We start from the raw sequence: 17716 nt of genomic DNA, 5'->3' as shown, positions 1-17716 counted from the left end.
CAATCAGCCTGCCGTGTTGGCCGCATATTCAACGCTTCGCACTTCCAACAATGCATTCACGCGCTCTAGATCTTCCTCATTCAGGGTTCCACTCCAACGCTTCAGCACGGTGTAACTGAGCAAAAAACTATATTGTGCTTCGAGTAGATCACGCTGAGCACTGTACTGTTCACGGGCACGATCCAACACATCAACTGCATTGTTGATACCAAAGGTAAAGCTTTTCTCAGCCGCTTCTCTGGCTTTAACTGCAGAACTCAGTGCGAGGCGTGCAGCAGACACCTTTGCCAAAGAAGACTCCGTGTTAAGGAAAGCCGTTCTTACTTCCCGCAACACCTGGCGTCTAGCTTGCTCAAGCTCCTGCTGGGCAATAACCATACTCTCATACGCCGCATTGCTTCGGGCCTGAGTGGAGCCGCCAGAAAACAGGGGGATCTGTACGCTTATCGCAGCCACGTTAGACTCTGTCTCACCTGACTGCGAATTTTCATAGCCAATGTTGCTTTTCTGGCTTGAAAGCTGCAAAGACACCTTTGGCATATGTCCCCCAAACGCCTCTTTCTGGCCACGACGCTGTGCTTCAACAGCCGCCAACCGAGCTTGCATAAGAGGGTTCGTTGCCAAGGCCTGATCGCGCCAGTACTCATGTGTTTTAAGGTCAAAAGCTTCAAGATTGGGTTGCGAAGCCAAACGCTCAAGCTGCTCATATACGGGGCGGCCAATGACCTCGCCCAACCCTTCACGTGCTACCCAGATACGGTTTTCTGCCTCAATCTCATCGGATTTAAGGCGATCAAGCCGCGCCTCGACTTCAAGCTTTTCAGTTATTGAGGCCAACTGACGGTCATATAATGAATTGATTCGCTCAAGGTTCCTTTCAACCACACGCTTTTCAGCCTGTATCAACTCCAGAGAGTCCTGGGCCGCAAGGACATCAAAGTAACGCTGCACCAGGTCAGCAGTCGCACCCTGAATATCGTTTTCACCTTGCGCTTCCGCCTGCTCGCTCAAGGCACGGGAGCGCTGAAAGCTCTGCCAGACGGGCGAGTCATACAACACCTGAGTGATGGAGGCCGAGTAGCGCTCACCGCTGTAATTGGTATCTGTCATACCCGACACATAGTTCGTTCGCGTCAGACGCGCATCGGCATTCATTTGAGGCAACAGGCGCCCCAAGGCTTCGCGTTGCTGGTGACCCGCTCGCCGTGCAGCCGCTTGGGCTGCCAGTATGCGTGGGTCTTGGCTCTGCGCCTGCTGATATAGTTGCAACAGATCAGACGCACCACTGGTGGCCTCCTCGGTATCTGCAGCAGCAGCCTGTTCCTCCGCCTGCACCGCAGGCAGGAAAGGTAACGGAGCAGCCATCAACAGCACCAGTGAGCAGCGTCCCAACAGCCCGCCTATTTGTCGCATATAATTCAGTCCTCTATAAATGAGCGAGCGAAGGCATTGGTTGCCGGCTGTACCAGATATTCAAGCAATGTCCGCTCGCCAGTATTGATAAGCACTTCAGCCGGCATACCCGGAATAAGCAACAGGGGGCCCAACAGTTCACGCCCCTTGTTTGTCAGCTCAACGCGTGCCAGATAATAAGGCATCCCGGTTTCTTCATTGGTCAGGCGATCAGCCGATATATGTGTCACCTCACCTTCAATCACAGGTGTAGTCGCCTGCTTAAACGCACTGAAGCGCACATCTGCCAACTTACCGATGCTGACTCGATCGATATCAATAGGAGACACCTGTGCTTCTATAATCAGATCAGAAGCGGCAGGTACAATATCCAGGATCGGGTCGCCAGATCTGACAACGCCACCCACCGTGTGAACTTTCATACCCAGCACCATGCCGGCTTCAGGTGCACGCACCACCGTACGCTCTACACGGTCAGTCAAGGCACGTTCACGCTCGCGAAGATCAAACAACTTCGACTGCACTTCAGATAGCTGATTCACCACCTCGGTGTGGAAATCCTTTTTCAACTGCAGAATTTGCAGCTCCGTTTCTCCTCGACGCATTTTTGCCTGTGCAATATTGGAGCGATTATCGGCCATTTCACCTTCAAGCTCAGACACTCTCCGCTCCAGATCACGTAGGCGTTGCTTATCGACAAAGCCATCACTCAGCAACTCTGATAGGTCACGCACTTCATCACGGTAAGACTTCATTAATTCATCCTTACTGCGGATGATGGCTTGAAGACCGCGTACCTGCTCATCAATCTGAGTCATGCGCTGCTCCAGCACACCGATTTCGCCCAGATGTGAATTCATGCGTGCCGTAAAGACCTGACTCTCACTCAATACCGCTTCTTCGACACGCGGATCGTTGCGAGCAAAACTATCGGGAAAGGCAATTTCTTCGCGCCCGTCACGCTCAGCCTGCAGGCGAGCCTCTTGTGCCAAGGCCGCTATCATTTGCCCTTTGACGATCCCAAGCTCCGCCTGTGTCTGGGTATCATCAAGCACCAGCAACACTTCACCCGCAGTTACCTGATCACCGTCACGAACCATGATTTCATTCACGATTCCACCTTCAAGGTGCTGAATCGTTTTACGGTACGTTTTTACGGTGACGACGCCAGGTGCCAAGGCCGCACTATCAAGAGGCGCCACGGCGGCCCAGGTACCAAACATGCCAAACGTCACAAACAGAATTAACAACCCTATCAGGCGCGGTGCCTTATCGGAAACATCCAACTCGAACTGGCCTTCACGTATGGCTTTCAGCTTTTCTGCACTCATGCTTCAATCCCTTAGGCCGGTCGGGCTACCGCTGTTGTCGGTAACGGTTTCGCTGCTTTATTAAGGTCCGCAAGAACTTGATCTTTCGGCCCAAACATCAATATGGCTCCCTCTTTCATGACCATCAGTTTCTGCACGTGTGACAGTACACTCGCACGATGGGTAATTACAAAAACGGTCACCCCTGCCTGCCTCAGCTTTTCCAGCGCCTGAGCCAATGCGGCCTCACCTTGATCATCAAGATTTGAGTTTGGCTCATCCAACACAACAAGTTTCGGGTTGCCGTACAGGGCTCGGGCTAAGCCTATTCGTTGACGCTGCCCTCCAGACAGCATCCCTCCGGTGGCACCAATGACGGTATCATAGCCTTCTGGTAACTGAAGAATAAGCTCATGCACCCCTGCAGTGCGTGCTGCGCGTACCACCTCATCAGAATCCACCTCACCAAACCGTGCAATATTTTCGCTGATAGTACCGTCAAACAGTTCAATATCCTGTGGCAGATAACCGATGTGCGGCCCCAGTTCATCACGTTTCCAATTAAAAATATCAGCCCCATCCAGCCGCATCTTGCCACCGATAGTTGGCCAAATTCCTAATATTGCACGCACAAGTGTGGATTTGCCTGCAGCACTCGGGCCGATAATCCCTACCATATCACCGGGTTCAACTGAAAACGTGACGCCCTTGACAACCGGCGTTCGAGTTCCTGGGGGGGCAATCATTACATTTTCTGCGCTCACCGCACCAACAGGCTCGGGCAGTGACATGCGCTCCGGTTCCTGAGCTATCTTGCCTAGAATGTCATTCAGGCGATGATATTGAGAACGCGCGCCAACAAACTGTTTCCAAACCCCTATCATTTGATCAATAGGAGCCAAGGCCCGGCCCAAAAGGATTGAACCTGCAATCATAAGCCCTGGGGAAATCTCCTGCTGAACGGCCAAATAGGCACCTAAACCCAAAACAAGCGACTGTACAATAAGGCGTATTGTTTTTGAAAGAGAGGTCAATATACCGGCTCTATCACTTGCGATGCCTTGTAACGCCAATACCTTGTGATTTTTCTCCTGCCAGCGATCACGTATACGCCCAAGCATTCCCATGGACTCAACCACCTCAGCGTTGCGCAGGTTCTTGCTGGTAAACTGAGTGGCGGCCATATTTTCACGATTGGCCTCGTTCAGCATTTTGCTGGTGACCTTTTCGTTAATGACCGCGATAGTTGACAGGATAATCACTGCAATAATCGCCATCACCCCAAACCAGGGGTGGAACATGAACATGATAGCGATATAAATAGGCACCCAAGGGGCGTCAAAAAAAGCAAACAGTCCGTTTCCGGTAAGAAACTGTCTTAACCCGGTCATATCACTTAGCGGCTGGGCACTGGCTTGCATGCCACCTGACGCCAGAGCCTGTTTGAAACTTGCATCATAGAGGCGATTGCCAAGCAAGGTATCCATCCGCGTACTGACTCGTACCATGATGCGCGAGCGTACCCACTCAAGCCCACCCATGGTGACCATCAACAGTATCATCACCAGCGTCAACATCACCAAAGTCGGGATACTGCCGCTTGTTACAACTCGGTCGTATACCTGCAACATATAGAAGGCTGGTACTAACATCAGCAGGTTGATAAACATGCTGAACAGACCCACACTGAAGAAACTGGCGCGACAGGCATGTAGCACCGCTTCCAGATCCGTGCGTTTTTTCTCCATGTAAACCACTCCAAAAGCCTAGAGGCTTGACTACCCGTGATTACCCGTTAGCGACCGATATCAAAACGCCACTTCACTCTGAATTCATGAAATTCGAAGTAGAACTGGCCCATTCGCTCTGGGCCCATCATTAAAAACGTGGCCGATACTACCACAGCATCATGCACACTGACACCTCACAGCCGGGCTAACACAAGCTCTACAGTACTGAGGCTATGTACCTCGTACAAAACCAAGAAACCGAGCAGATGCTCGGTTTTCAGGATACGGCCAAAGCCCGGCAAAGCCGGTTGATGATTTACTCAACAGCCGTGGTGTTGTGCTCTTCTGCCGGAATTTGTGACCAGCCTTCAGCGATCTCAGCAATCAGACCAGACACTTCCTTGACCTTGGCAATATCGTTGTTGCGGTTGGCTTCTATCAGTGCGCGCAGCATATAGTCGTAAAGGCCATCCAAGTTTTCAGCCACTTCGCCGCCTTTTTCAAGATCGAGCGAGCCTTTGAGGTTAACGATGATTTCACAGGCCTTGTTAATCTGAGTGGTGCGCAGCTGAATATCCTTACGCTCAATTGCGCCGTTCGCTTTTGCCAACGCCTCAAGTGTGCCACGGAACAGCATGCTGATCAGCTGGTGAGGGCTGGCAGAGGCTACCGCCGCATTCAAATCAACGCTTTTGTACTGACTCAGGGCCTTGTTGTTCATTCAGTCGCTCTACTCTATCGGAAAACGGTTTAGGGCTGCACTCAGTTACTTCTGTGCTGTAAACGGCAGTCGGTCAAGAATACCATCAAGCGAGTTGCCGGTGGTATTCAGGCTACTGATAATGCGCTCCATTGCCAGAAACTGGGCGCTGATACGAGTTTCATACTGTTCCATACGGCGATCAAGATCTTCTCGGTCCGTGGAAACCTTATCCAGCTGCTTGTCGATATTTTCTTCACGGGTAGCAATGGCGCCATCTCGGGCGAGGAACTGATCAATCAAATTGGTCAACTGACCGCCCATACCGCGTGAAAAGCCGATTGTGAACTCACCTTCGGCAGCCGCTCCTGGCCTTATGGACAGGTTCAGTCCGTAGGCATCAGACCCAAGCTCGGGCAGTAATACATTACCGGCACCAAAGGCAGCTACGCCATCGATTGTGCCCTGAACATCACGACCAGCCGTAGCCGTCAACGTTGAGCCTGCGCCAAGCCCTACATCATCCATGGCGGCACTTTGCTCACTCAAACTCACCTTTGACCCAGCACCATACTCGCGTGATGTAAAGGTAAACTGGCCAGTGTCGGCATCGAAACCGACATCAACCCTGGCGTTGACCGCCTTGAGTTTCTCATCACCATTGATCAATGATTGCAGATCAGAACGCATTGATTCAGCGTCTGTGTAGATCCCGCTCAGGGCGATTTCATTACTGACCGTGCCATCAACACTGATTTTGAAGGTATAACCTCCGCCACTGGTATCCAGCGGGTTATCGAAGAGAGTGCCAACGCTGCCGCCAGCAAGTGATCCCTTGGCAGGGTCCTGTGTGATCTCAACCTGATAACTGCCGGGTACCGTGTTGCCGATCCGCGTACCCATACCCACATCAACGAAACTGTTGCTGGAAGAGGCCTTCTGCGCGAAGAGATCACCGACCAGATCAAAGTTATCGCTCATGGCCGAGCTGAATTCTTTTTCGTTAATGGAAAGCGAACCATCCAGTTCGGTACGTATGCCCAGATTGGTCAGGGCCGTAAAGCCGGATTCGACACCATTAACCTCAGCGCCCACCATACCCCGCAGCTGGCTGATAAGAGCCTTGGCGGTACCATCAGTGGCCAGGTCACCGCGCACCGTATTGTTGTCTTCGTCTTTGCTGTAACCCGTGAGATTCTTCGCAGTGGTCAGGAAGCTGTTATAGGCTTCGACAAAATCACGAATAGACTGCTCAGCCACAGCCTTATCGGCATCGACTGAAAAGTTGACGACTTCACCGTTACTGGGCTTGTTGATTGTGAAGTCAAACCCTTCGATGACATCATCAATGGTATTGGTGTCTCGACGCACCTCAAGGCCATTGATTTCAAGCACAGCATCGCTGGCGGCCTGTGTTTGCAGGGCACCGGTGCCGGCAATAGCCGCTGCCTGATTGTACTCAAAACCTTCAAGGCCGGTTGCCCCATCTGATGCGGTGATCTGCATGGCATTACTGCCACCGGACGGGGCGCTGAGCATCAACTGGTATTGGCCATCAACATTCATCACACTGGCCTGAACACCACTGTCACTCTTGTTGATTTTGTCTGCCAGCGTCTGCAGTGAGTCTGACGCATCAACCGTGACATTCAATGCCGCACGGGCATCGTTGACCTGGAACTGGTCCGGGTCGTTGCCGGAGTAGCTCCATTCGCCAAACTGAATACTCAGCTCACCCGTGGCCCCCAGCGGTGACTTCGGGTCAGCGCTGTTACCCATTACCAAAGACTGGGCCTTGGCCACACTCATCACTTCGATCTGGTAGCTACCGGTTTGCGCGCCTGCCGCCAAGGAGTTGGGCGTGATAACGCCGGTTTCAGGGAAGGCAACCGAGCGCGCGTTAAAGGTGTCACTGTTACCCAGAGGCGCCAGCACCCCCTGAAAATCAGAGAGCGCGCTTTTGAGTGTGCCGTACGCTGAAATTTCAGCTTCGAGCTTTTCCTGCCGAACATCAAGCCGCTGTTCTTTGGGCGCGCGCTCGATCTGAGTCAGCTGGGATACCAGGCTGGTCGTATCAATCCCTGAACCACCACCAAGTGACGAGATAATATTAGACATGAGGGCCTCCCTGGGTTGCGCTTAGGCGGTACAGTGTAGCAGAGACCTGAGTGTGCTTTCAGGCCTTCTCGTCAAAGATCAGGCCAACCATACCTTCAAGAAATTCAGAGAATTTCAGGGTTTCTTCAGTAGGTATCTGGCGCACCACTTCTTCGGTTTCCAGATCCATAACCTTGATCACCACCCTGTCGGCGGTGTCATCAACGGAAAATCTGAGCGAGCGGTTACCGCTCTGCATCAGCTCGTTCATCTTCTCGACAGCTGCCTGCAGCTTTTCAGGGGATACCTCAGGCTTTTCAGCCTGCTGAGCCTGTTGCACAGTATTCGTCGCTGCATTCAGCGTTGGCACGGGCGCAGCCGCATTGGCTGAGGCGGAGTCAGGCAGCTGACGGGAAGATGCGCTTGACTGTTGTGACTGGGCATTTGCATTAATGCCGGAGGTTTCGATACTCATTACCCTTACCTCTTGTTCAAAAAGGCCGCCCCGGCGGGGCAGCCTTACTCATTAAGGATAGACCCTAATGCTTACTGCAGCAGTGAGAGTACCTGCTGCGGTGCGGCGTTGGCCTGGGCCAGCATTGCTGTACCGGCCTGCTGCAGCACCTGGGCACGGCTCAGGTTTGCAGATTCCTTGGCGAAGTCGGCATCTTCTACCCGTGAGCGTGCAGCGGATACGTTCTCGGAGATGCTGGACAGGTTGTTGATAGTGAAGTCCAGACGGTTGCTTACCGCACCGAGGTCGCCACGAGTCGAGTTGATGGTATCCAGCGCGTTATCGATGATACCGATCGCCTTCTGAGCGCCCGCTACAGTTGAAATATCGATGCTGTTAACTGCTGCGCCGAATTTACCTGCTGCTGTGGCATTTGCGTCAAGAAGACCTGTAGCAAGTGCACCATTCGCAGTCACATCTACACTAATTGGCGCGCCGCTATCTGAAGTCAGCTTGACTCCACCAAGTGTATCTGCCACATCGGTACCAGCAGCCAATCCGGCACCAAGGACTGCAGCAAAAGCTGCACCATTATCACTTGCACCAGAAGCATCACCAAAAGTGACCGAAGCGACATCCCCCTCTAAGCGAAGAAAATCGCCTTCTACAACTGCAGTAATCCCAGTTTGATCAGTTACCGCATTAATCTGAGCAGCTGTCGTGGATATCTTTGCATCCGCTCCTGCAGCAACAGTCACACCATTAATTGTGAATGCAGCAGCAGTACCAGCACCTGTTGAGTTAGTGGCTGTATCAATTTCTATAGAGGTGAAGGCACTTGCCTTAACTCCAGTATCTTCACTTACTTCATTGATGGCTTTGATGTTATCCGCCAAGGAAGCAGAGTCCGATGCACCCACGGAGACGCCATTGATTTTAACGTCACCAGCAGCCAGAGCTGTGGCGCCATCCCATGCTGCACCTTCAATGACTCCGCCAACGTTGTTCTCACGGAATCCAAATTCAGCAAGTGTTGAAGTGCTACCAGTTGTGCCTCGTTCAACAGTGATATCTTCACCGTTGTCAGACGACAACGCGATTGATGCGGTCTGGGCACCTACTGGAAGAGTACCAACATTTGCAGTAGCACCAGCAGAAGTCAACTCAATGCTAGTTACATTCTCTGCAGATATAGAAAGCTTACCATCAACAAGGCTTGCGGAAATCAAACCACCGCCTTGCTCATTGAGCTTATCCGCCACTTCTTGCATTGTTTCAGTGCCAGTAATCTGAACCTGAGCGGCTGTACCATCTAGCTTCACGAGATCAACCGTGAGGGTATCTGTTCCTTCAACAAGAACACCTGTTCCTACCGTAGTAGTGGTTGCTTCAGCATAAGTTGATGCTGTAACACCACTTACATTTGTATTGATTTTATCAATCAGCTCACCCAACGTATCTGTGCCGCCAGTCCAAGTCTCGCCAATACCCAGTACAGATTGACCATTAATCATGACTGAATTATTGGTCAGAGCAGTTGTCTGTGCTGCCAAGGTATTTTGCCCCCCCATAACATCGGCACTTGTAGACCCCATACCCAAAGTTTTCGCATCCATAGCCTGGATTTGGAAACTGATGGTTTCGTTGGCTTCAGAGCCCACCTGCAAGGATGTTTCACCCAGCGAGCCGTCCAAAATTTTCTGTCCGTTAAAGGCAGTTGTCTCAGAGATACGGTTGAGTTCTTCAGTCAGCTGCTTCACCTCAGCGTTCAGAGTAGAGCGGTTACCTTCAGAGTAGGTTCCGTTCGCAGACTGAATGGACAGTTCACGCATACGCTGCAGGATGTTGGTAGACTCTTCCAGCGCGCCCTCGGCGGTCTGGATCAGAGAGATTCCGTCGTTGGCGTTACGCACTGCCTGGTCCAGACCACGCACCTGAGAGGTCATACGGTTGGCGATGGCCAGACCTGCCGCGTCGTCGGCAGCCGAGTTGATGCGCTTACCGCTGGTCAGACGCTCCATAGAGGTGTTCAGTTCATTGCTGGATTTTGTCAGCTGATTCTGAGCATTCAGCGACATGATGTTTGAGTTGATTACCATTGCCATGAGTGTTTCTCCTCGATAGCGGTCTGTCTGACCGGCTGTATGCAAATCGTTGCTAAAACTGGGCGGTTGATCCGCTTGTGCTTACTTTATCGACCCACTCGGTACAAACTTTAGGGCTAAATTTGTATGTGCCGTACCGGGTGCTTGTGTTGCTTTATCGGCACGTTCAGACTGGGCATTAGCATTTTTGTGAGGTAACGCGAATGGATAAAATCATGGAGCTGTCGCTGCAACTGCTACAGGTCACCGAGGCGCTGCAATCCAAAGTTGAAGGCGGCGACCTGGCCGAGGTGGAGTCACTACAGCTACAACGTGCCGAACTTGTAGCCGAGCTGGATATTGAAAGCCAGAAGCCCTGGCCACGCGATGTATTGGTTGGGTGCCAAGGCCTTATTAAACAGGCTCAACTGCTTGAGGAGAGCATTCTCAAGCAGTTGAGTGCACAGCGTAAAGAGGTGGGGGAAGAGCACAGCAAGCTGCAGTTGAGCAAACAGGCGCGCAAGGCCTATGACCGGTTCAGTTGAGCCTTAACGTTTCCGGTTTTAACGTATGTAATTGAACAGACTCAGATCCTGAATTTTGGCAAAACTGGCATAGGCGGCTTCTAGGGCAAGCTTGCGTTTGGTCAGTTCTGTTCCAGCTGCAGCGTAGTCCAAATCCTGCACAGATGAGAGAGTACCCTCGGTCATCAATTTGAAGTCCGTATTGGTCATTTCAGCATCATCCAGCGTATTAAGGCGCGACCCGAGCGTAGCCGTGGCTTCAGACAGCCGCTCCTGTGACAGGCTGATCTGATCCAGGGTTTTCGCAAAACGTTCTTGCAGCTCAGTTTGCGCCTGCGCATTACCCACTACCGGCTCACGCATAAGCGCAATGGTATCGAGCAGGGTGTTCAATATGTTGGATGGCGGCTGGGAAAAACCGAGTTTCAGCTCTGATGTCGGCGGCGTATCCACAACAAAGGTTGCGACCGTGGCGTCAGTCACCGTTGTCAGGTCAATATCAAACGACACTGGGGGCGGACCCGCAAGATTGACTGTTTGCAACGGTGAGGCGGAGGGAAGACCCGTTACGCTTGTCAGCGTATTGCCAGCCTGATCCGTCACGGTGTATGCGTATTCATCGCTATCAGCGTCATAGGCCATATCCAGCCTAATATCGCCAGTTGTCTCGCGCATCAACTCCAGGAAGTCCGGTTCGGATGAAATTGTGCCTGCGCCAACCGCCGCGGCACCCTCTCCCTGAATGGCAAGCGCGGACGGATCAGGAGAAACAGGCTCGACCAAGTCCAGTACCAACCTGGCACCCGGCAGCTCTATTTCAGGAACAGCGCCGTTAGTGAATTCGACATTTTGCAACGGGTTACCCGACGCATCCTTCACCACGTTTCCCGCACTGTCACGCAAGGTATATATATTAACGGTAGCACTCGTGACACTGTCGACATATTGATCGACTTCAACACTGATATCACCGGTTTGTCGCATCAATGCCGCAAAGGCATCAGGGTCGGTCACGGTCAGGTTTTCCGGGTCAAAACTGGTCTGCAAACTGCCGGTTGCCCGCAGGCTTGGCTCATCAATCACCGATTCAAACAGGAACTGGCCCGAGTCTGACGAGCGAATGTACAGCTCGCTGGAGACCTGGATCTGGCGGGTAGTCGCATCGCCCTGGAAAACATAGCGATTACCTTGTTGTGTGTAGGTCTGTACTTGTCCCTGTGAGCCCGAAAAGAGATACTCTCCTTTTGCGTCACGCGTATTCATCAGACCGGCCATGTAGCCAACCAGCTCTTCCAGTTCGTACGAAATAATTTGGCGATCCGCATCACCCAATGTGCCGTTAGCTGCCTGCAAAACCAATCCACGGGCGCGGTCAGAGGCAGTATTCAGGTCATCCAGTGTTGTACCTTCCAGCTCCAGCCTACGACGGGAAGCGTCAATATTGCTCTGGAACATCTTCAACTGCGCCAGTTCACGCTGCAACCCCACAACTCGGCTCGCTCCGACAGGGTCTTCCGCCAGACTGGTGAATTTTTTACCGCTGGATATCTTGTTCTGGATCTCCAGCAATGACGTCTGGTTCTCCATCATGTTACGGTTGGCGCTGGTAAAGATCTGCCCTGTTGAAATACGCATAACTACCTCCTCACAGCTCCGATCAAGCTGTCAAAAATACTCTGGTAGGTTGAAATAAGCTGGGCCGCTGCCGAGTATGCCTGCTGGTACTTCACCAGGTTGGCCGCTTCTTCGTCCAGGTTCACACCGGCGACGCTTTGCAGTGCGTTTTCACTGGCGGTCAGCACGGATTTACTCGACGCGAAGGAAATATTAGCGCTGCTGGCCTGAGTTCCCACTTTGGCGAGAAGCTGGCCATAAGTATCTTGATAACTGAAACCATTTACCAAAGTCTGGCTTTGCAGGTCAGACATTGCCAAGGCATTACTGTTATCTGAGTAGCCATCGGTGTTGAACTCAATGGTAAACCGATCACCCGGGTTGGGCTGATTATTGAACGTCAACTCATAGTCATCCCGGGCGATTACAATGGGCTCACCTTCGACATACACCAGATTTTCCATCGATTCGTATATCTCCGGCATACCGGACGCAACGTTACTATAAACGGAGTAGGTGATGTTGCCGTCTGCATCTGGTGCATTGAAGACAATCTCCAACGGCAACTCTGCATTGCCAGTGCGAAGATTCGATGTTGGCAGAGAAGAGGTCAGGGAGATATTGGCAAGCTCAGCATTACCAGTATTGGTACTGGCAGGTTCCACACGCAAGGGGGAGGCAAGGGCGAGCAAGCGTGGGTTGGTAATTTCGGTTCCCATCAGACGGCCGCCCGAGCGTGTCGGTTGTATCAGGTAACTGTCGCCAATGCCCGCATCCCCCGCCAAGGTAAACGTTACGCCATCAAGGCTGACACTCAAACGGTCATTGGCTGAATCTCTGTAGAATGTGCCACTTTGATCCAACCCATTAGCCACCAACAACTCATCCATGTTTGCTGACTCGAAGCGCTGCCCATCACTCAAGCGTGTTATTCGGAAAGTATCAATTCCAGTGACTTCAAACCTGTAGTCACTTCCCGTCAGCGCTTTCACGTCGTAAAAACCAACGTTTGCAGATGTATCCTGGTTCTGATTTTCAGCATGAGCGGTTACTTCACCCTGCCTGAACGGGGTAAACAGGTCATTGCCCATATCACCGTTAAGGTCCATCCCTTTGCGGTGCTGCTCATTCATCGTTTCTGAAAAAACGATCGCCATACGCCCTACCTCGTTCAAGGTAGGCTGAAGGACATTGTCGCGGTAGTTGACCAATCCACCAATTGCACCGTTACCCAGCTGATCAGTAACCAAAGAACGCGTACCCGAGCGGTTTGTCATCCAGATGGCAAGCTGTGTGGGGTCTTCTGCACTGATACCTACTTCAAGCTTAGCCGCGCTGCTGCCAACAACCAAAGGCTGTCCCGTTCCGATCATCACGTTGTAGCTGTCACCCTGATCCGCGATAACACTGGTCGTCACATAACCTGATAACTCTTTAACCAGCAAGTCACGCTTGTCCTGCAATTCATTCGCGTTCTGACCTGATGCCTGCAAGGTCCCGATTTGAACATTCAACGCAGCAATGTTTTCCGTGATCGCGTTAACGGTCTGCACCATGCTGCGAATCTCTGTGTTCACTAATTCAGACTGGGTACGCAGCTTGCTATCAAAATCATTGAATGAGTTCGCCAATGAAGCCGCTTCGGCCAGAAACAGCTCGCGATTAGCAATAAACAGCGGGTCATCTACGACCTGCTGCAGAGAGGAGAAATAACTGTCCATAGAGGACGAAAGACTCGTGGAGTCAGACACCAGCATGGAATCCAGCTGAGTTATCTTAGCAGAGTATGCTTCATTGCTTTTGTAGAACGAGGTATCGGCCCAAACCTGCCTGATCAGAAATTGATCGGTCATCCGCTTGATGTCCTTTACCGCTACACCCAATATTGGAGGGTCCTGCGTCCCCATCTGGATGGTTTGACGGCTGTAGCCGTCGGTATTGACGTTGGCGATATTTTGGCCGACATACGACAACGCTGTCTGATTGGCGTTGAGTGCCTGAACACCAATATTGAGGATACTTGAACTCATCTCGTTTCTCCCAGGCGGAGCAACCGCACCGGCTTATCTGTAACGTATGTGTATCGGCCAACAATCAGCCTTCTTTAGTGCCACGGCCCAAACCGGCCAGCAGGTCACCGCTGAAAATACGTTCTATCTTGTTGGCATATTCAGGATCGGTGGCATAACCGGCGTTGTGCAGTTCACGTACAAAGCGGGTCGGGTCTGCACCCTGCTCCAGCGCCTGTTGATATCGCGGGTTGCTGCGCAAAAAATCAACGTAATCGGTGAAGCTGTCTGCATAGCTGTCATAGGCACGGAAGCGGGCCTGTTCCTTCTCGGGTACACCGCCACGGTATTCCAGCGTTTGTACCTGCGCGGTATCACCTTCCCAGCTGCGGTGTGCCTTGATATTGAACAGGTTACGGCTGCTCTCACCGCTTGTTGCATCACGGGTGATGAACTTGCCCCAGCCGGTTTCAAGCGCGGCCTGCGCCAGCAGAACATTAGGGTTTACACCCAACTCTTTTCCCGCCTGCTCGGCCAGTGGCATCAGTTTTTCAATGAACTCGGCTGGCGTTTCAAATCGGGCTGGCAGGGTTTCTTTCACAGCTGCGGTTTCGGAGCCTGCCTTGTCCTGATCAGTCAGTTCCTGGGTTACAGGTTGAATCGTATCGCTGTTGTCTTCCTGCTCAGACTCGCTGGCTAATGGTGCACGGTAGTTGCCAGACGGTGTTTGCGGCAGCGGCCCGCCACCGAAGGCGCGTGACAGCATCTGCTCAGTCATCGACTGCTGGTCACCTTTTTCTTCATCTTGCCCCGGTGCCACGACAGGCGCGTGTTGCTGACTCAGCTGTTTGACGATGATATCGGCCAGCCCGATGCTGTCCTTTTTCGACAGATCCAGCGTCAGCTGCTGGTCAAACATCTCCTGATAAAACTTTACGTCACCGGAGTTGAACGGGCTGTCTGACGCCAACACGTCACTGGCCTGGCGCATGCTTTTGAGCATCATGTTCATGAACAGTTGCTCAAACTCCTGCGCGACACCTTTCAGGGCGGCTTGTTGGTCATTGCCAGCCTGAGTTTTCAGCTTTTGCAGCTGGTTCAGGTCAGTAAAAAGCGCCGCTTGTGAAGGTGTAAGCCTGCCGCTGTCGATCGCCATATCAGATCACCACCAGTTCAGCCTTGAGCGCACCGGATTGTTTGAGCGCTTCAAGAATCGCCATCAGATCACCGGGCGCTGCCCCCACCTGATTGACCGCTTCAACGATGTCGCTCAGGGTTGCACCTGGCGCAAACTCGAACATGCGGCCCGAGCCTTCTTCAATCTCAATCTCGGTACGCGGTGTCACCACGGTATTACCACCGCCAAGCACATTGGGCTGGGCAACATCCAAATTTTCGGTAATGGCAACGGTCAGACCACCATGAGTGATGGCCACCGGCGATACCCGCACGTTCTGACCGATGATGATGGTGCCGGTACGGGAGTTGATGATGACCCTGGCTGTTTCTTCACCGGGCTGGACTTCGAGGTTCTCCAACACAGAAAGGAACGAGACCCGCTGTGACGGATCGCGCGGAGCTCGCACACGAACAGAGGCTGCATCGAGTGCCTGTGCCATATCAGGCCCCAGCAGGTTATTGATCTGCTCGGCCACTCGACGAGCGGTAGTAAAGTCCGGATGGTTGAGGTTGAACATCAAGCTGTCACCCTGTGCAAACGCATTGGGCACTGTGCGCTCAACAGTCGCACCGTTGGGAATCCGCCCGACACTGGGCACGTTCAGAGACAGGCGCGAGCCGTCACTGCCCTGTACACCGAAACCGGACACCACCAGGTTACCCTGTGCTATGGCATAGACATTGCCGTCAGCACCCTTGAGCGGCGCCATCAACAGACTGCCGCCACGCAGGCTTTTGGCATCACCAATGGTGGAAACGGTGACATCAATCGGCTGACCCGGTTTGGCAAAAGGAGGCAAGTCCGCATGGATCGCGACTGCTGCAATATTCTTTGATTTCGGGTCAACATTGGGAGGAATCGCCACGCCGAAATTGTTCAGCATGTTACGGAATGTCTGTGAGGTAAAACTGGTTTTGTCACCAGTACCGTCAAGCCCCACTACCAGACCATAGCCCACCAGCTGGTTGGTACGCACACCCGCTACGCTGGTGATATCCTTCAGCCGTTCAGCCTGCACAGGAGCAGCCAGCAGGGCCGACAGAGACAGTAACAGCAATCCAAGTCGAAACATTTTATTCATGGTGTTCTCCTTAGAAGCTCTTAAAATGGCCACAACGGACTGATAAAGAAGCGTGCCAACCAACCCATAACGTTTGCGTCATGAGTGGCACCGGTGCCGCTGTAGGTAATGCGAGCATCAGCAAGGCGTGTAGACTCGATACTGTTGTCAGGTCCAATATCCTGTGGCCGCACCAGACCACTCACGCGGATATATTCATCCCCCTGATTCAGAGTCAGCCATTTTTCACCGCGAACCAGCATGGTACCGTTGGGCATCAACTGATGAATGGTCACGGTAATATTGCCACTGAGGCTGTTACGCATATCGGAATTACCCGTGCCCTCAAAACCGCTGTTGCTGTTCATGGAAGCACTGAGAGGGTTGCCGAACAGGGTCAGATCCTGACCCAATACGTTGGGTACACCAATACCGATATTGGTGGTTTTGTCGGTATCGGTTGATGAGCTTTTAGAAGACTGGGTGCGCTCCGTCAGGACCACCGTGATAATGTCACCCACACGATGCGCACGCCCGTCGCTGTACAGATCCATTCCGGTGCCCGCCTGATAGATAGAGCCATTCACCGGTTTGGGTTGCTGCATCTGCGCGGGCTGAATTGGCGCATAATAGGGATTGTCCGGCTTGGGGGCCTTATTGACACATCCCGTCAGCAGCACCAAGCCAAACAATGGCCACAGTCGCAAAAGTCTGGTCATCATTATGTTCACCTTAGCCTGTCATTAGAGCTGCTGGCTGACATAGGACAGCATCTCGTCTGCGGTCGAGATCACTTTGGAGTTCATCTCATAGGCGCGCTGGGTGGTGATCATATCCACAAGCTCTTCGACCGCATTCACATTCGAGCCTTCAAGCATCCCCTGCTTGATGATGCCGCGTCCCTCTTCTCCGGCAAGGCCAACAATCGGCGCACCGCTTGCAGCCGTTTCAATGTACAGGTTCTGGCCTGTTGCCTGCAGCCCCTGGGGGTTAACAAAATCGGCCAATTCCAGCTGTCCCAACTCTTGAGGGTTGGGATCACCCGCTACCGTTACACTCACGGTGCCATCATTGCCCACCGAAAAATTGGTTACCTGGTCCGGCAGGGTGATTGCAGGTTCAACCAGGTAGCCTTCTGAAGTGACCAGACGGTTCTCGCCATCAAGGTGCAACTCGCCATTGCGGGTATAGGCGATGTCACCATTGGGCATGGCAACTTGTAAAAAACCACGACCATTGATTGCCACGTCAAAAGGCTGGTCAGTGATCTGCATGTCACCCGTATGGAACAGCTTCTGGGTACTGACGGTGCGGACACCGCTGCCCAGCTGCAGGCCGGAAGGCAGCATTGAATCTTCACCGGTAGCCGCACCGGGCTGACGGCGAACTTGATACAACAAGTCCTCAAATTCCAGCCGGTCTTTCTTGAAACCAACGGTACTGACGTTAGCCAGATTGTTGGAAATCACCTTGAGCTGAGTGTCCTGTGCGCTCAGACCGGTTTTAGCAACATGCAAAGCACCGTGCATCGGTTATTCTCC

General features: G+C 52.6%; 14 protein-coding genes. 1 reads left to right on the top strand and 13 read right to left on the bottom strand.

The genetic code is table 11. The features are described 5' to 3' along the window. Nucleotides 1–3: 3 nt before the first annotated feature. The 7 genes from CFI10_RS02590 to CFI10_RS02560 form a co-directional block, all read right to left on the bottom strand. Nucleotides 4–1413 carry a TolC family outer membrane protein gene (locus CFI10_RS02590; protein WP_206839016.1) on the bottom strand — a complete coding sequence of 470 codons (1410 nt, stop codon included), beginning with the start codon at nt 1411–1413 and terminating at the stop codon, nt 4–6. 5 nt (nt 1414–1418) lie between these two features. After that, nucleotides 1419–2744, bottom strand: a complete 1326-nt coding sequence (locus CFI10_RS02585) for an HlyD family type I secretion periplasmic adaptor subunit (RefSeq protein ID WP_206839006.1) — start codon at nt 2742–2744, stop codon at nt 1419–1421. An 11-nt stretch (nt 2745–2755) separates the two neighbouring features. Continuing rightward, the gene (locus CFI10_RS02580; protein ID WP_206839003.1) at nt 2756–4471 is read right to left on the bottom strand and encodes a type I secretion system permease/ATPase; all 1716 of its coding nucleotides are present in this window, start codon (nt 4469–4471) and stop codon (nt 2756–2758) included. 298 nt (nt 4472–4769) lie between these two features. Continuing rightward, on the bottom strand, nt 4770–5174 hold the full coding sequence (gene fliS, locus CFI10_RS02575) for a flagellar export chaperone FliS (RefSeq protein WP_206839001.1): 405 nt from the start codon (nt 5172–5174) through the stop codon (nt 4770–4772). 45 nt (nt 5175–5219) lie between these two features. After that, the gene (gene fliD / locus CFI10_RS02570; protein ID WP_206838999.1) at nt 5220–7271 is read right to left on the bottom strand and encodes a flagellar filament capping protein FliD; all 2052 of its coding nucleotides are present in this window, start codon (nt 7269–7271) and stop codon (nt 5220–5222) included. Nucleotides 7272–7329: 58 nt separating this feature from the next. Beyond that, on the bottom strand, nt 7330–7725 hold the full coding sequence (locus tag CFI10_RS02565) for a flagellar protein FlaG (RefSeq protein WP_206838990.1): 396 nt from the start codon (nt 7723–7725) through the stop codon (nt 7330–7332). A 71-nt stretch (nt 7726–7796) separates the two neighbouring features. Continuing rightward, nucleotides 7797–9809 carry a flagellin N-terminal helical domain-containing protein gene (locus tag CFI10_RS02560; protein WP_206838987.1) on the bottom strand — a complete coding sequence of 671 codons (2013 nt, stop codon included), beginning with the start codon at nt 9807–9809 and terminating at the stop codon, nt 7797–7799. A gap of 203 nt (nt 9810–10012) precedes the next feature. Here CFI10_RS02560 and fliT point away from each other — a divergent pair, with 203 nt between their 5' ends. Continuing rightward, nucleotides 10013–10333 carry a flagellar protein FliT gene (gene fliT / locus CFI10_RS02555; RefSeq protein ID WP_206838985.1) on the top strand — a complete coding sequence of 107 codons (321 nt, stop codon included), beginning with the start codon at nt 10013–10015 and terminating at the stop codon, nt 10331–10333. An 18-nt stretch (nt 10334–10351) separates the two neighbouring features. On the opposite strand, the gene flgL is transcribed toward fliT, so the two are convergent. From flgL to flgG, 6 genes are all read right to left on the bottom strand, one after another. After that, on the bottom strand, nt 10352–11947 hold the full coding sequence (gene flgL / locus CFI10_RS02550) for a flagellar hook-associated protein FlgL (RefSeq protein ID WP_206838984.1): 1596 nt from the start codon (nt 11945–11947) through the stop codon (nt 10352–10354). A 2-nt stretch (nt 11948–11949) separates the two neighbouring features. Next, the gene (gene flgK, locus CFI10_RS02545; RefSeq protein ID WP_206838983.1) at nt 11950–13956 is read right to left on the bottom strand and encodes a flagellar hook-associated protein FlgK; all 2007 of its coding nucleotides are present in this window, start codon (nt 13954–13956) and stop codon (nt 11950–11952) included. 64 nt (nt 13957–14020) lie between these two features. Next, the gene (flgJ, locus tag CFI10_RS02540; RefSeq protein WP_206838982.1) at nt 14021–15091 is read right to left on the bottom strand and encodes a flagellar assembly peptidoglycan hydrolase FlgJ; all 1071 of its coding nucleotides are present in this window, start codon (nt 15089–15091) and stop codon (nt 14021–14023) included. A gap of 1 nt (nt 15092) precedes the next feature. Continuing rightward, nucleotides 15093–16187, bottom strand: coding sequence for a flagellar basal body P-ring protein FlgI (locus tag CFI10_RS02535; RefSeq protein ID WP_277987751.1), 1095 nt, complete (start codon nt 16185–16187; stop codon nt 15093–15095). 29 nt (nt 16188–16216) lie between these two features. After that, entirely contained in the window at nt 16217–16897 is a 681-nt protein-coding gene (flgH, locus tag CFI10_RS02530; protein WP_341868543.1) for a flagellar basal body L-ring protein FlgH, read from the bottom strand. 21 nt (nt 16898–16918) lie between these two features. Continuing rightward, nucleotides 16919–17704 (bottom strand): flagellar basal-body rod protein FlgG, encoded by a 786-nt coding sequence (gene flgG, locus CFI10_RS02525; RefSeq protein WP_206838980.1) that lies wholly within the window; start codon nt 17702–17704, stop codon nt 16919–16921. Between the last annotated feature and the right edge of the window lie 12 nt (nt 17705–17716).

Source organism: Marinobacterium iners (genome assembly GCF_017310015.1).
GTDB classification, from domain to species: Bacteria; Pseudomonadota; Gammaproteobacteria; order Pseudomonadales; family Balneatricaceae; genus Marinobacterium; species Marinobacterium iners.
Note: the sequence above shows the minus strand (reverse complement) of the source record. Positions and strands in the feature narration are given on the sequence as shown.